Origin of the sequence: Paenibacillus elgii NBRC 100335 (assembly GCF_004000865.1) — a bacterium.
Classification (GTDB): domain Bacteria; phylum Bacillota; class Bacilli; order Paenibacillales; family NBRC-103111; genus Paenibacillus_G; species Paenibacillus_G elgii.
The window spans coordinates 49,697-62,749 of sequence record NZ_BIMB01000018.1 but is presented as its reverse complement, the minus strand read 5'-3'; the positions used below and the strand labels follow the sequence as shown (position 1 = coordinate 62,749).

Sequence of the window (13,053 nt, the reverse complement as noted above, 5' to 3'; positions counted from 1 at the left end):
GAGAAGGTTGCGTGCCCGGCCGGATTTTTATGTTGATAAAAGTGCATAGTCTTTGAGCCTGGTTAATTCGTCTTCATTGGCATTTCGAATTTATATCCGACACCCCAGACGGTCTTGATATATTTGGGCTCTTTGGGGTCCGCCTCGATTTTTTTGCGGAGATTCGTAATATGTACGTCGACCGAGCGTTCGGTCACGAAGGAATCGATGCCACGAATTTTGTTCAGCAGCTCTTCTCTTGAGAATACTTTGCCCGGATGAAGCCAGAAATTTTTCATGATTTCAAATTCGGAATAGGTCGTTTCCACCGCTTGACCGTGCAAATAGATGCCCCGCTTTTCCAAATCAAGGACGATGTCCTTCGTTTCCGCAGGCACAGGGTCCTCTGTTGCAGGTCTGACCGTTTGGGTTAAGGCGGAGCGGCGCAGGAGCGCACTCGTCCGTGCGGCCATCTCCCGCATGCTGAACGGCTTGCACAAATAATCGTCGGCGCCGATCATCAGCGCGTTGACGCGTTCGGATACCTCACTTTTGGCGGAAACGATCATGATCGGTACGTTGGAGACGGTGCGAAAGTGCTTGCACAGCTCGATGCCGTTCGTATCCGGAAGCATCAAATCAAGAATGACGACATCCGGCTCATGCAGGCTGAACAATTCTTTACCCTGTTTGCCGTCGGCTGCACAAAACACGGTATAATTTTCTTCGCTCAAGTAAATGGATATCATATCCGAAATACTTTGATCATCCTCAACCAGCAATACTTTAGACATGACGTGCCACCTCGACGAAATGAAGTATTAGATAAATGTTAAGAAACTTAATAAAAATCAAATATGCAACTGCTACTTTTTTAAAGAATGTCTTTCATAATTGAAGTCGTAGAAAGCCCTAAGTGCGGAGAAAACGACACTGAACCGGCCAGCCGTTCGTTTGCGCGAACAAAGCCAAGGAGGTATACCTATGCTGATTCAAGCACAGTTGGAACACCGAATTCGCTGCTGCATCGACGAGTTGAACGCTTTGGTAACCGGCCAAGGCTGTTTGCTGACCGATCCGAAAGTCCTACATAAGAGCATGGAGCTCGACGAGCTCATTTTACTTGCCATGCGCCCGCTGCAGCCAGCCGGACAAGCCGCCGTATAAAAGTGCCGATAGGAGGCCATACCAAAAAAAAAATACGACTTTTTTGGAAGGATGTGCCTCTACGATGAGCAGCGCTTACAAAATTTGTGCTTCCTGCAGCGCTTCGAGCTGCAACTATGCCCCCCAACAAGATGCCTTCCGGACGGCCAGCTATGAATCGTCCTTTTCGCTTGCGTTATGTGTGAACGGCTTAAACGAGCTGGACATGAAAATCAAATGCCCGCAGTGCGGGCACCGTATGTTCTATTACCCGGTCACCTGGATGGCCGAGCCTGTCCACCACGATTAACGCCTCTTCCATTGTAGCACGAGAGGGCGTGTCAAGAAACGGGGTCATTTGACCCACGTTTCTCCCCACTTTTGAACCGCATTCATGACCGGTTCCAGTGCTTTTCCCTTATCTGTTAATTCGTACTCGATCCGGACCGGCGTCTCGGGATAGACGTGCCGGCTGATTAGTCCGGCGGCTTCCAGCTCTTTGAAGCGTTCGGCAAGCATGCGGTCGCTCATTCCGGGAATCATCTCGGAGATATCTTTAAAGCGGCACGGACCTCCCAATAATGCCCGGATAATCAGACCGGTCCAGCGCTTGCCTAAAATTTCAAAGGCGGCTTCGAATTTGGGACATAAATGATGCGGATGATCTGCCATCGTTTTCACCTCTTCTTACCCTTCATTTTAGCATAAGTTACTTGACAAAAGTAAGTTTTTTGTTTCGTTTTTGCCGGTTTGGCCATCCCGAAGTCCCGGCAGCTCCGTTCGCCCCAGGCGTGACGGGGCTTTTCCTGCTTCTGGACGAAATTTGTCGTTTTTCGTCGCAGATTGGAGTTGAAAAATCGAATAAAGTAAAGTATAACAGCGATAGGACTTTATGAAAATCATACCATCATTCAGGAGGAACCTTCTATGTACGGTGCACCGTTATCGACGAATGCGAAAAAAATGATGCTGCTGGGAGCAGGCGAGCTGGGCAAGGAGGTCATTCTTGAAGCCCAGCGTCTTGGCGTGGAAACGATCGCGGTCGACCGTTACGCGAATGCGCCCGCTATGCAGGTGGCGCACCGATCCTATGTTATCAACATGCTGGACGGCGAGGAGCTGCGCCGAATCATTGAGAAAGAACGCCCCGATCTTATCGTGCCCGAGATCGAAGCCATTGCGACGCCCACCTTGGTGGAGCTGGAAAGCGAAGGCTACCGCGTCGTGCCTACGGCAACCGCCGCAAGGCTGACGATGGACCGGGAAGGCATCCGCAGGCTGGCCGCGGAGACGCTTGGTTTGCCGACAGCGAGGTATGCGTTCGCTGACAGCTTGGAGGAGCTGCAGGAAGCTGTCTCGACGATCGGAACACCGTGCGTCATCAAGCCGATTATGAGCTCCTCGGGCAAAGGACAGAGCGTCTGCCGCGCGCCGGAAGACGTAGAAGCTTGCTGGAACTACGCCATGGAAGGCGGTCGGGCCAAAAAGACCCGCGTCATCGTGGAAGAATTCATCCGTTTCGATTCGGAAATTACGCTGCTCACCGTCCGGTCCGTTTCCGGAACGACGTATTGCGCGCCCATCGGCCATATTCAAAAGGACGGCGATTATATCGAATCCTGGCAGCCGCATGCGATGAGCGATGCCCAAATCGCGGAGGCCCAGCGGGTGGCGGGAGCGATCACCGAAGCGCTTGGCGGCGCCGGTATTTATGGGGTGGAATTGTTCCTTGCGCCGGACAAGGTATATTTCAGCGAGGTCAGTCCCCGCCCGCACGATACGGGAATGGTAACGATGGCCTCGCAGGATTTGTCCGAATTTGCCTTGCACGTACGGGCGATCCTCGGGTTCCCGATCCCGAATGTGCGGCTGCTGACACCGGCGGCTTCCTACACGCTGAAGGCGGACCGGGAAACGTCGGACTTTCGCATCGGCGGTCTCGAACAGGTGCTGGCGGTCCCGAATTCCCAGGTTCGCGTGTTCGGCAAGCCAGAGACGAAGCCGGGCCGGCGCATGGCTGTTGCTTTGAGCTCGGCGGAGACAGTGGAAGCCGCCCGTCGGCAGGCGGAGGAAGCCGCTTCGCACCTGCGCATCGAGTACGGGACGGACAAGGCTTGAGGCCGCGAAACCGCAGCATTTGGATATGCGTATAACATCCCATGCGAATCATCGTGTCCTTCCATCATTTTGATTCGGGTACAGCCCCCTAAAAGGAGAGATTGTCCATGAATGCACATGAAGTGGATTATCGGATTATCGGTTCGGAAATGCAGTTTGTCGAGATCGAGCTGGACCCGGGAGAAACCGTTTTTGCCGAAGCCGGAGCGATGATGATGATGGATCAGAACATTCAGATGGAAACGATTTTCGGCGATGGCAGCGACCAGAACAAAGGCTTCGTCGGAAAGCTGTTCGGCGCGGGCAAGCGGCTGCTTTCGGGCGAGAGCTTGTTCATGACCGCGTTCACGAACCGGGGCTCGGGCAAGGAATGCGTCAGCTTTGCTTCTCCTTATCCCGGCCGTATTTTGCCGATGGATTTGGTGGAGCTGAACGGCAAGCTGATCTGCCAAAAGGATGCGTTTCTGTGCGCGGCGAAGGGCGTTTCGGTCGGCATCGAGTTTCAGCGCAAGCTGGGCACCGGATTTTTCGGCGGCGAAGGCTTCATTATGCAGAAGATTGAAGGCGACGGTCTAGCGTTCGTTCATGCAGGAGGGGCGATCCATGAGCGAGTGCTGGGCCCCGGCGAAATGATCCGCGTGGATACGGGATGTCTGGTCGCGATGACGCAGGATGTGAATTACGACATCGAGTTCGTCAAAGGTGTCAAGACGGCGATCTTCGGAGGCGAGGGGCTATTCTTCGCCACGCTGCGGGGACCGGGCAAGGTATGGATTCAGTCGCTGCCCTTCAGCCGATTGGCGGATCGGGTACTGAGTGCGTCACGAACCGGCGGACGCAAGGAGGAAGGCAGCATTTTGGGCGGTGTCGGGAAACTGCTTGACGGCGACCGTTAAAAAGCGATATGATTGATAGTACGATTATTTTTGCCGCTCACTATATCGTCGAAAGAGGTGCTGTAGATGGCGTACCAACCACAGGTCATCGATGCCAAAATCGTCAGTCACAATCCGAAAAACGGATTGTTCGAAATCGTAGCACAATTGAAGGATCGGACGGTTTGCCGTCTTATTTATGAACGGGACGCGGCAGGCAATGTCACGCCAACCCATATTAACCGGCTGCTGAAAGAGCCTTGCCCGATTTGCCGTAAAGACTTTTTGTGCAACTGCATGTCCAAATTCAAAGAAAACATCTCGTCTCAAGCGCTTGACATGGCGGGTACTCCGCAAGCCTAAACCAGCGGACCGTTCGAATGACCCGTGGACTTCTACTGTTCACGGGTTTTTGCGTTCGATACGGGCATGCACCCTCGCGGTGCTTTTTTCTTTTCCCGTGGTTGTATGGTAAAATGAAGAAATCAATGTAAATGGAGGGCGGGAGCTGCCATGCGCATCGGAATCGTATCCGATACTCATATGTTCAGTCGGGCCAGAGCGCTGCCGGAGCCGCTCGTTCAGGGCTTGCAGGGGGTTGATCTGATCCTGCACGCGGGAGATTGGGTGGATGAGGCCGTGTGCGATTTATTTGAGGCGCTGGCCCCGGTTGACGGGATTGCCGGCAACAACGACGGCATGGACATCGTTAGACGCTTTGGCCGCCGCAAGCTGCTCGAGCTCGGCGGGTACCGTATCGGGATGGTGCACGGCCACGGCGGACGTTCTACGCCCGATACGGCTTACGAATCCTTCCGCGACGCGGAAGGGAACGGGACCGCGGACATTGTGCTGTTCGGCCACTCGCATATCCCTTACAAGGAAGAACGCGGAGGCATGCTGCTGTTCAATCCCGGATCGCCGACCGATAAGCGCCGGCAGCCCCGGTATTCCTATGGCATCCTTCAGCTCGGAGACCGGGTGGAGGCCGACCATTATTTTTTTGACAAAACCAATTGATTCAGGAGACGGAGGAAGCGATATGGCACAGTGGAAAGAAATTACAACGAATGAAGAATGGGAACAGCTTTTAGCGGCGACGACGGAACAACCGATCGTTATGCTCAAGCATAGCACGGCATGTCCAGTCAGCTTCAATGCGCTGCAGGAATACGAGGCTTATCTCGGCAAAACGCCGAACCCGGATGTCGAGTATGTACTGGTCAAGGTGATCGAGTCCCGTCCGGTGTCCAACCAAATTGCCGAGGATACGGGCGTTAAGCACGCTTCGCCGCAAATTTTATATATCAAGAACAAAGAAACGATTTGGAATACGTCGCACTGGGCGATTACCGAAGAACATATGACCGCTGTACTGAACTAAGGCGGCATACTGAGGCTAAGGAAAGGGGAGCGACCGCTATGGGAGTGACGCCGTTTGCGTTTTTTTCCAGCGCTTTGTTTGCGCGCAAGCTATGCTACGTCTATCTTCCCCCGAGCTATAACGAGTCCGAGGACACCCGCTACCCGGTTGTTTATTTGCTTCACGGGCTATACGGGAACGAAACGAGCTGGAGCGTGAAAGGAAATGCCGAGCAAACGATTGAAAAGCTCATGGCTTCTGGTGACCTCCGCGAAAGCATCGTTGTCATGGTCAGCGACGGAGGCTACGGCCACGGCACGTTCTACGTCAACTGGTTTGACGGCTCGGGACGCTTCGAGGATTATTTCTTGTACGATCTTATACCTGCGATCGACCGCGAGTTCCGCACGATTGCAGCTCCTTCCCATAGAGCTCTCTGCGGCCTGTCCATGGGCGGCTACGGCTCGTTCGTGCTGGCACTGCGCAATCCGCACCTTTTCGGGTCGGCCGCCAGTATCGCGGGCGCGCTCATGTCCGCCGGCCTCATGACAGAAGCGTTCCTTCGTACGGACGTGTGCCGGATGATCGGACCCGTACATGGGCCTTATGCGCAAGAGCTGGATTTGCACGTGCTGGCTGCCCGGAGAGTGAAGGAGGAGGTCCGGCCCGCGCTTCATTTCAACTGCGGCATGGCGGACTCGTTATTCCCGCTTAACTCCGCTTATCAGGCGCTGCTGGAGCAGATTGGCTACCCGCACGAGTATATGGAATTCGAAGGGGATCACAATTGGGAGTATTTCGGAGGGCATCTGCCTGAGGCGCTCCGGTTCATCGAGCGCAGTTTCGCCGGATCGGCGCCAAAGCATACTCCGGCAGTTTGACAACCAGTACTGAAAAGCCCGCCGTCTACAGTGGATGAAGTGCATCAATTCATCGCTGTTGACAGGCGGGCTTTTATGTGCCCAGGGCGTTAATTCAATCCGGCAGCCACAGCGCCCTCATGGATCGTGCCCGGTCCTTTTTTACGCAAGTGCACGGTAAACGTCGTTCCCTTCCCCGGATCGGAATGGCACTCCACTTCTCCTCCGTAATGCTGAAGATAATTCTGCACGATATGCAGACCGAGACCGGAATTCGTGACGTCGGATTTGGTGGAGAAGCCTTTCTCGAATATGGTTAACCGATCCTCTTCCTTGACATAGGAGCCGGAATTAAATACGGAAACCGTATACCGGTCATCGGCTTCCTCGATCGTCAGGCGGACGGTGCGCAGCAAGTCGTCGGCCGGAATGGCCTCCACGGCATTTTTCAGCAGATTGTGCATAATGCTGGAGAAATGACAGATCGGCAGCGTCAACTCTTCGAATGTGCAGTCAAGCTTCCCGGCGACCTGCAGATCGATTTTCTCTGCAATGCAGATAAGCGACAGATTGCTCAGAACGACGCCAAGCACCGGGAATTCAACCGATCCGATGACCGATTGCTGAACGATCTCTTTGCACCAGACGGAGATATATTCCTTCGCCATATCGAACTTGTTCATCATCAGCAGCGCATGAACGGTTTGCACATTGTTGATCAGCTCGTGCTGCGCTTTGCGTATATTCAGCATGGCCGCTTCCGCCGACTGCACCCAGCGTTCCTTCTCGTCAAGCTTCAGACGGATGTTTTTCTCCTGCGCCTCCATAAGCTGCAGCTTGTAATCTTTGTATTCAAGATGGTCACACAGCTTGGAATTTTCGATCAGCATCGCGATCTCCGCGGCCAGCAGCTTAAGCGTGTCGAGACGTGCCTCTTGAAATACATGGCTGGCGAGGCTGTTCTCCAAGTAAAGCGCGCCGATCAGCCTGCTCTGCTTAAGAATAGGCACGCAAAGAATCGATTTGGGCCGCTGCGCCAAAATGTAAGCGTCCCGGGCGAAGACCTCCGAAACTGCTGTATCGTGCAAAAGCACCGTTTCACCGGTCCGGGCGGCATATTGTATCACCGTAACGGCTGCGCTGCGACAATCATCCAAAGAGGCCGAATGCAGTGACTCGAACGGGGTGCGGAGAGCCTTTTCCACTTCGACGAACAGCCGGCCGTTCCGTTCGAGCACGAGGAGCCCTTTTTCCGCACCCGCATTTTCCAACAGGATCGTCATGATGCTTTCGAGCATCCGTTGGAATACGGCTTCGTTCGAGATCGCTTGAGCCGCCTTCATCATACAGGAGAGGTCGAGCGTCGATTCACCGGCCTGAGCCCTGCTGAGCAAGGATGGATAGCGGTCGTCGAGATCGGATACCTTCCGGTTGGCGCCCCACTTCGCGTATAAGCATCGGGCTTCCATTAAATAGGAGCGGGCCACCTTAAGCTTGCCGGCTTGCATATAGTACTTTGCGGCATATTCCCCGGCCATCGCCTCGAGCGGCACGAAGCCGTTATTCGAGGCATGATGAATGGCCTGGTCGTATTTTTCCACAGCCAGCACCGGGTTACCGGAAATCCGATACCATTCGGCTTCGACAAGCAGCTTCATCGCGAGAAAATTATCCGGCGAGAAGGCTGACCATTTTTCCAGAAACCGGATGCTTTTGCGGATACGGGCTTTGTAAGCTTTCTGCTCCTTGGCTGACGCCTTGGCGTACAATCCGGCAAGCGACAAAGCATAATGAAAGTGATGCAGGTGCACGTGCGGCAGACCGAAAACCGACTTGATGCCGGCTTCCGCGGTCTCGCAAATGGCCTTGGCCTCGTCCGGACGCTCCAGCAGCAAATACGTTTGCGCTTGAAGCGCGTAATACGTATGGGCGATAGCCTGATTGGTCAAAGCTTTCATTTGCTTCGCTTCATTCTCGTTCATGAAGGGCTCGCAGCCGTTTGCGCCCGCCGGGGCAGGTAGAATATCTTCCTTCAAAAACATCATATAGCGCTGAAGCACGGTATAGATCCATATCGTGTCCCGGTCTTTTGACTTATGTATAAACGTATGGTGCTGGTCCGTTTCCTTCAGCACTTCCGCCAACGAATCGCCTTTAAGCAGCCGCATAAAAAAGCCGAACGCGATCGAATAGCCTGCGTATATGAAATCCCCCGATTCTACACCGTATTGATAAGCCTTGCGCAAATATCGGACACTTGCTTCGATATGCTCCTTCGCGTTGCTCGTAAAGGAACCGTAAGCGAAGTAGACTTTGCATTTCATGGACAAATCGTTAAACGTATCGCTGAGCTTCGCTCCAAGCCGGCCATATTCCATACCTGCCTTCAGTCGCCCGAGCAGCGAGCTTTGAATGATTCCATACGTCGAGCAGGCGAGGGCCGAACCTTCCGAATGGCCGTAAACGAGCGAGTAGTTGAACATTTGCAGCATAAGATAAACGTATAATTCCGAATTTAAAAAATAAGCCGGAGGCGTTAAATTGACCATGAGCCGCATGACCGCTTTATGGTTCGGGTCCGTCATGACCGGCAGATCGAGCAGTTCTTGGGGATGGCGGGTTCCTACAAGCAGATGTGCCTTCATCAGCGCCTGCCCGATGCTCAGTTTGCCGGGATTCGGCCGGATCGGAAGACCGAGCAGCTTCAATCCTTCCAAGCCGCTCCGTAACGCTTCTTCATGCTCGCCCATATTGGTGAAGAGCACGATCATCAGGTTGTAGGCTTCCGCTTTTTCCAGCTTCGTCCGCGCATGCTTCAGTACCGTCTGAAATGAACGCTTCGCTTCTTCGAACTGACCGCACAAGTACTCCAGCTCGGCTTGATCGAGTTGTAGGGAGAAGGTCAGCTCGTACTGGCTCACCCAGCAATCTGCCTCCAGCAATGCGATTCCTTGGGCCGCATAGCGCAGCGCAATGTCATAAGCGGAATTGGTCTTCGCTTTCCGGCATGCCGCCGCATTCAATCGGGCCAATTGATCTTTTTCTTCGGGGAGCGTAATAAGCTTCGAGCCGAGATTGAGCTGATTCGTCATTTCGAACAGCCGCTCTTCCTGCGCATCCCCTTGATAATGGCTTTGCAGCAGCCTTCCGATATGCAGATGAATCTCTTGTTTCCGCTCCCTTGGGACAAGCGAGTAGACCGCTTGATAGACCCGGTCATGCATGAATTTGAAGGAGAGCTTTTCCGGCGGAGCTTGGCGACCAAGTCCGACCTGCAGCAAAAGCCCATCAGTAACCGCTTCTTGCAGCAGGGGGACGATCGTGTCCGGAGGCCGGTCCAGCACATGGGCCAGCGTATCGGTATTAAAATGGTGTCCGACGCAGGCGGCATGCATCAATACTTGCTGCAAAGGCCCGGAGAGACGGCGGATTTTGTTGATCATAAAATCCACGACGTTGTCGGTAATATGCAGCTCGCTGATTTTATCGGGGTCCCATTCCCAGCAGCCGGTGTCATAATTGAAACGCAGCAGCTGATGATCGTACAGCGTCCGGAAAAACTGCTTAGTAAAGAACGGATTGCCTTTCGTCTTATCCATGATCAGGCCCGCCAATTCATTCACCGGCTGGCGGATCGGCCGAAGCGAGTCGTTCAGCATGCGTTCGATGTGCTCTTCCCGGAGCGGTTCGAGCCGGATTCGCGTCCTGTTCGGCATTTGGCTTCGCTCCATCTTGTCCAAGAACGCCTGCAGTGGGGGAGGCTCGCTAAATTCCCGGTCCCGGCAGGCTGCTACGAACAGTCCGTACTGAAGCCCCGAGTCCAAGACCATGTCTTCGATGATCTGGACGGATGACGGGTCGGCCCATTGCAGATCGTCCAAGAAAATAACCAGAGGCTGTTCTTTGGACATAAACCCAGACAGGAATTTTTGCAAGGTTAAAATAAACCGGTTATGCGTTTCGACAGGCGGAAGCTTGGATAGCGGGGGCTGCTTGCCCAGAATCAGCTCGATATCGGGATTCATCTCTACCAGAATCTGTCCGTTAGGTACGACGGCCTCCAGAATCCGCTGCTTCAGCCCCTGAAACCGTTCCTCGGGAAGCGCTAGCAAATGCTGCAGCAGCTGCCGTCCCGCTTGCTGAACGGCATAGTACGGCGTATCGCGCTTGAATTGGTCGAACTTGCCGGTAACAAACAAACCGCCGTCACTTTGCACCGATTGTTGAAATTCATGGATTAAATACGACTTGCCGATCCCCGATAAGCCGGAGACGAGCACGATTTCGAGGTTGCCGAGCAGAGCGCGCCGGTAAGCGCCCTGAAGCTGCTGCATCTCCGCTTCACGACCGTAGATCGCATCGGAGATACGGAATTGGTCCGACATTTCTGTGCCACTTACGGCGGACTCGTCGATGTACCCTTCCGTCTGAAGCTGTTTCAAGCAGCTTTCCAAATCCCGCCGTAGGGCAAATGCGCTCTGATACCGGTCTTCCGGATGCTTGGCCAGACACTTCATGACAATACCGGAAACGGGCTGCGGCACCCCATACGACCGCTCTCCAGGCGGGACGGGCTGCTTCGCCATATGCTGATGAACCAGCTCGCAGGAATCCTCGCTGTCGAACGGATACACTCCGGTAAGCATCCGGTAGAACAAAACACCCAGCGCATACACATCCGTCCGGGTATCCGTTCGGCGGTTCATACGGCCGGTCTGCTCCGGCGCTGCGTACAGCAGTCGTTCCGCTTCGTAACGAGGCGGTTCCTCGACGGCATCCGGTATTGCGGCCGTTGGCGTTACGCTATATAAATCGGTAAGTTTCATCTTTTTTCTATCTGATTCGACAAAAAATGCATATGCCGATAGAGCCAGATGGGTGAATTTCAATTGATGCAGCTTTTGGATCAGTTTCGACGCCGCAACGGCCCACTGCAAAAAAAGGCCGAGCTCCATAGGCTGCGGAGTCAGCAGGGAAGAAAGAGGGTACCCGTCCGTGTGCTCCATGACAAGCGCTGAAGCGCCGCCGACCGAGATTATCCCGCGCGGGACGAGGATGTCGTCCAATGGAATGGTTTTACCGATTTTATATTCTTGATGCAGCCAGTCGGGTTGCGAAGGCTGGGAATATTCGTCTTTTACTATTTTAACGAGCCTTGTCTCGCCGGAAGGAAGCTCTTCGCCGCGGTAAAGAATCGTGAAGCCGTTTTCGCCGATCGGCTCAAGCGACTTTTCATTTACGTTCCAAGCCAATGGAATGCCCTCCGATAAACTGCTTTGTTTCATTTCATTGTACTTTTTCACAGGTGTGGAAGCAACCATTAATCCCATTATCCGCCATTAGAAGAAACCTGCGCCAGCGCTTGCGGCGTCGGAAGCGGAATGGAAAGTAAAGATTTTCGGCGCAGCATGGCTTCACGAAGCGATTTCCGATATAATGAATGTCAAAAAGATATCAGTGTAAGCGGAGGAACATTCATGAAGGTCGCTATTGCAGGGGGGACCGGCTTTGTCGGCAAGCATTTGACCCAGTTATTTTTACAAAAAAAAGATACGGTAATCCTCATTTCCCGGAAAAAGCGACGTTCGGATCATCCCTTGATTCGCCATATGACTTGGGATGAACTGGAAAATAATATCAAGCCGCTGGAGGGCGTCGACGCGATCGTCAATCTGGCGGGGGAAACGATTAACCAGCGTTGGACGGAGGAAGCCAAGAAGCGGATTCTGGAATCGCGTCTGGATGCGGTTAATCGTGTCCAAGCGCTGATCGAACAGTTGGAGAAAAAGCCTGTATTGGTCAATGCGTCCGGCATGTCGATCTATGGCACGTCCGAGACCGAGTCGTTCACGGAGGAAAGCGAACTGCGCGTAGAGGATTTTTTGTCCGGCGTCGTCGACCAATGGGAGATGGCAGCGGAGCATATCCCCGATACGCGCGTCGTTCTGCTGCGGATCGGACTCGTGCTTGGCAACGACGGCGGCGCCTTCCCGAAGATGAGCTTGCCGTTTAAGCTCGGTGTTGGCGGACGGGTCGGCAGCGGACGTCAAATCATGTCGTGGATTCATATCGAAGATCTGTGCCGGATGATTGAGTTCTGCATCGAGCACGAAGAGATCGAGGGGCCGGTCAATGCGACGGCGCCGATTCCGGTGACGTACGACGAGTTCGGGCGCAGCTTGGCCAAGGCGCTTCGCCGGCCGTACTGGTTTCCGGTTCCTACATTCGTGCTGAAAGCGCTGTTCGGCGAAATGTCCGAGCTACTGCTAAAAGGTCAACAAGTATTTCCGAAAGTCGTTACCGACCTCGGATTTCGTTATAAATATTCGGTGATCGATCATGCGCTGGAAAATTTGGTGCGGTCCGGCAAGAAAGGGTGAACGCGAGATGATCGAATACGGTAATCCGGACATCCGGGAGCTGCGGTTCGCGAGGTTTCGTTCCCAGGCAGAGGTGCGCAGCGAGCAGTGGATCGACGTGGAAGTAAGTCTGGAGCTGGAGGAGGGCAGCGAGGCGCCGCAAGGGATCGTTGAACTGGGAGCGCTTATCGTCTGTACGCGCCGAGGAGACATCGTTGAGATCGTCCCGCAGGACGAAGGAAGAGACTGCGAGTACCAGTTCACGGAACAGGAAAAAGCGCAGCTGCGGACCTATTATGAGCAGGAAGTCCGGCCGGCGGTGGGAAACATGGGCTAAAAAAAGATTGAAGCCA

The 13,053-nt window shown here is 53.9% G+C and carries 13 protein-coding genes; 10 read left to right on the top strand and 3 right to left on the bottom strand.

What is annotated here, in order from left to right; genetic code table 11:
• Nucleotides 1-62 precede the first annotated feature (62 nt).
• Nucleotides 63-773, bottom strand: coding sequence for a response regulator transcription factor (locus PEL01S_RS15490; RefSeq protein ID WP_063180533.1), 711 nt, complete (start codon nucleotides 771-773; stop codon nucleotides 63-65).
• Nucleotides 774-963: 190 nt separating this feature from the next.
• Here PEL01S_RS15490 and PEL01S_RS15485 point away from each other — a divergent pair, with 190 nt between their 5' ends.
• Together PEL01S_RS15485 and PEL01S_RS15480 are read left to right on the top strand one after the other, a co-directional pair.
• On the top strand, nucleotides 964-1,146 hold the full coding sequence (locus PEL01S_RS15485; protein ID WP_108529833.1) for an aspartyl-phosphate phosphatase Spo0E family protein: 183 nt from the start codon (nucleotides 964-966) through the stop codon (nucleotides 1,144-1,146).
• A gap of 64 nt (nucleotides 1,147-1,210) precedes the next feature.
• Complete coding sequence (locus PEL01S_RS15480) at nucleotides 1,211-1,435, top strand: hypothetical protein (RefSeq protein ID WP_127460924.1); 225 nt, start codon at nucleotides 1,211-1,213, stop codon at nucleotides 1,433-1,435.
• Between the two features lie 44 nt (nucleotides 1,436-1,479).
• Here the strand turns inward: PEL01S_RS15480 and PEL01S_RS15475 are convergent, their stop codons facing one another.
• The gene (locus PEL01S_RS15475; protein WP_010494072.1) at nucleotides 1,480-1,797 is read right to left on the bottom strand and encodes a winged helix-turn-helix transcriptional regulator; all 318 of its coding nucleotides are present in this window, start codon (nucleotides 1,795-1,797) and stop codon (nucleotides 1,480-1,482) included.
• Between the two features lie 255 nt (nucleotides 1,798-2,052).
• Here PEL01S_RS15475 and purT point away from each other — a divergent pair, with 255 nt between their 5' ends.
• The 6 genes from purT to PEL01S_RS15445 all read left to right on the top strand — a co-directional run bounded on the left by purT (nucleotide 2,053) and on the right by PEL01S_RS15445 (nucleotide 6,362).
• Entirely contained in the window at nucleotides 2,053-3,243 is a 1,191-nt protein-coding gene (purT, locus tag PEL01S_RS15470) for a formate-dependent phosphoribosylglycinamide formyltransferase (protein ID WP_127460923.1), read from the top strand.
• A 107-nt stretch (nucleotides 3,244-3,350) separates the two neighbouring features.
• Complete coding sequence (locus PEL01S_RS15465; RefSeq protein ID WP_127460922.1) at nucleotides 3,351-4,139, top strand: TIGR00266 family protein; 789 nt, start codon at nucleotides 3,351-3,353, stop codon at nucleotides 4,137-4,139.
• A gap of 66 nt (nucleotides 4,140-4,205) precedes the next feature.
• Nucleotides 4,206-4,481 (top strand): hypothetical protein, encoded by a 276-nt coding sequence (locus tag PEL01S_RS15460; protein ID WP_063180542.1) that lies wholly within the window; start codon nucleotides 4,206-4,208, stop codon nucleotides 4,479-4,481.
• 150 nt (nucleotides 4,482-4,631) lie between these two features.
• On the top strand, nucleotides 4,632-5,138 hold the full coding sequence (locus PEL01S_RS15455; RefSeq protein ID WP_010494068.1) for a metallophosphoesterase family protein: 507 nt from the start codon (nucleotides 4,632-4,634) through the stop codon (nucleotides 5,136-5,138).
• Between the two features lie 22 nt (nucleotides 5,139-5,160).
• Entirely contained in the window at nucleotides 5,161-5,502 is a 342-nt protein-coding gene (gene ytxJ, locus PEL01S_RS15450) for a bacillithiol system redox-active protein YtxJ (RefSeq protein WP_127460921.1), read from the top strand.
• Between the two features lie 38 nt (nucleotides 5,503-5,540).
• On the top strand, nucleotides 5,541-6,362 hold the full coding sequence (locus PEL01S_RS15445; protein WP_127460920.1) for an alpha/beta hydrolase: 822 nt from the start codon (nucleotides 5,541-5,543) through the stop codon (nucleotides 6,360-6,362).
• A gap of 89 nt (nucleotides 6,363-6,451) precedes the next feature.
• Here PEL01S_RS15445 and PEL01S_RS15440 read toward each other — a convergent pair whose 3' ends face one another.
• On the bottom strand, nucleotides 6,452-11,593 hold the full coding sequence (locus tag PEL01S_RS15440; RefSeq protein WP_239551115.1) for an AAA family ATPase: 5,142 nt from the start codon (nucleotides 11,591-11,593) through the stop codon (nucleotides 6,452-6,454).
• Nucleotides 11,594-11,818: 225 nt separating this feature from the next.
• Between PEL01S_RS15440 and PEL01S_RS15435 the strand changes: the two genes are divergently transcribed.
• Both PEL01S_RS15435 and PEL01S_RS15430 read left to right on the top strand, forming a co-directional pair.
• Nucleotides 11,819-12,721 (top strand): TIGR01777 family oxidoreductase, encoded by a 903-nt coding sequence (locus tag PEL01S_RS15435; protein ID WP_127460918.1) that lies wholly within the window; start codon nucleotides 11,819-11,821, stop codon nucleotides 12,719-12,721.
• Entirely contained in the window at nucleotides 12,681-13,037 is a 357-nt protein-coding gene (locus PEL01S_RS15430; RefSeq protein WP_255320116.1) for a hypothetical protein, read from the top strand. Before PEL01S_RS15435 ends, PEL01S_RS15430 begins: the two co-directional genes overlap by 41 nt.
• The last annotated feature ends 16 nt before the right edge of the window (nucleotides 13,038-13,053 follow it).

Coding starts and splice junctions, on each gene's coding strand:
- PEL01S_RS15490 (WP_063180533.1), bottom strand. CDS start 773: ATGTCTAAAGTATTGCTGGTTGAGGATGATCAAAGTATTTCGGATATG.
- PEL01S_RS15485 (WP_108529833.1), top strand. CDS start 964: ATGCTGATTCAAGCACAGTTGGAACACCGAATTCGCTGCTGCATCGAC.
- PEL01S_RS15480 (WP_127460924.1), top strand. CDS start 1,211: ATGAGCAGCGCTTACAAAATTTGTGCTTCCTGCAGCGCTTCGAGCTGC.
- PEL01S_RS15475 (WP_010494072.1), bottom strand. CDS start 1,797: ATGGCAGATCATCCGCATCATTTATGTCCCAAATTCGAAGCCGCCTTT.
- purT (WP_127460923.1), top strand. CDS start 2,053: ATGTACGGTGCACCGTTATCGACGAATGCGAAAAAAATGATGCTGCTG.
- PEL01S_RS15465 (WP_127460922.1), top strand. CDS start 3,351: ATGAATGCACATGAAGTGGATTATCGGATTATCGGTTCGGAAATGCAG.
- PEL01S_RS15460 (WP_063180542.1), top strand. CDS start 4,206: ATGGCGTACCAACCACAGGTCATCGATGCCAAAATCGTCAGTCACAAT.
- PEL01S_RS15455 (WP_010494068.1), top strand. CDS start 4,632: ATGCGCATCGGAATCGTATCCGATACTCATATGTTCAGTCGGGCCAGA.
- ytxJ (WP_127460921.1), top strand. CDS start 5,161: ATGGCACAGTGGAAAGAAATTACAACGAATGAAGAATGGGAACAGCTT.
- PEL01S_RS15445 (WP_127460920.1), top strand. CDS start 5,541: ATGGGAGTGACGCCGTTTGCGTTTTTTTCCAGCGCTTTGTTTGCGCGC.
- PEL01S_RS15435 (WP_127460918.1), top strand. CDS start 11,819: ATGAAGGTCGCTATTGCAGGGGGGACCGGCTTTGTCGGCAAGCATTTG.
- PEL01S_RS15430 (WP_255320116.1), top strand. CDS start 12,681: ATGCGCTGGAAAATTTGGTGCGGTCCGGCAAGAAAGGGTGAACGCGAG.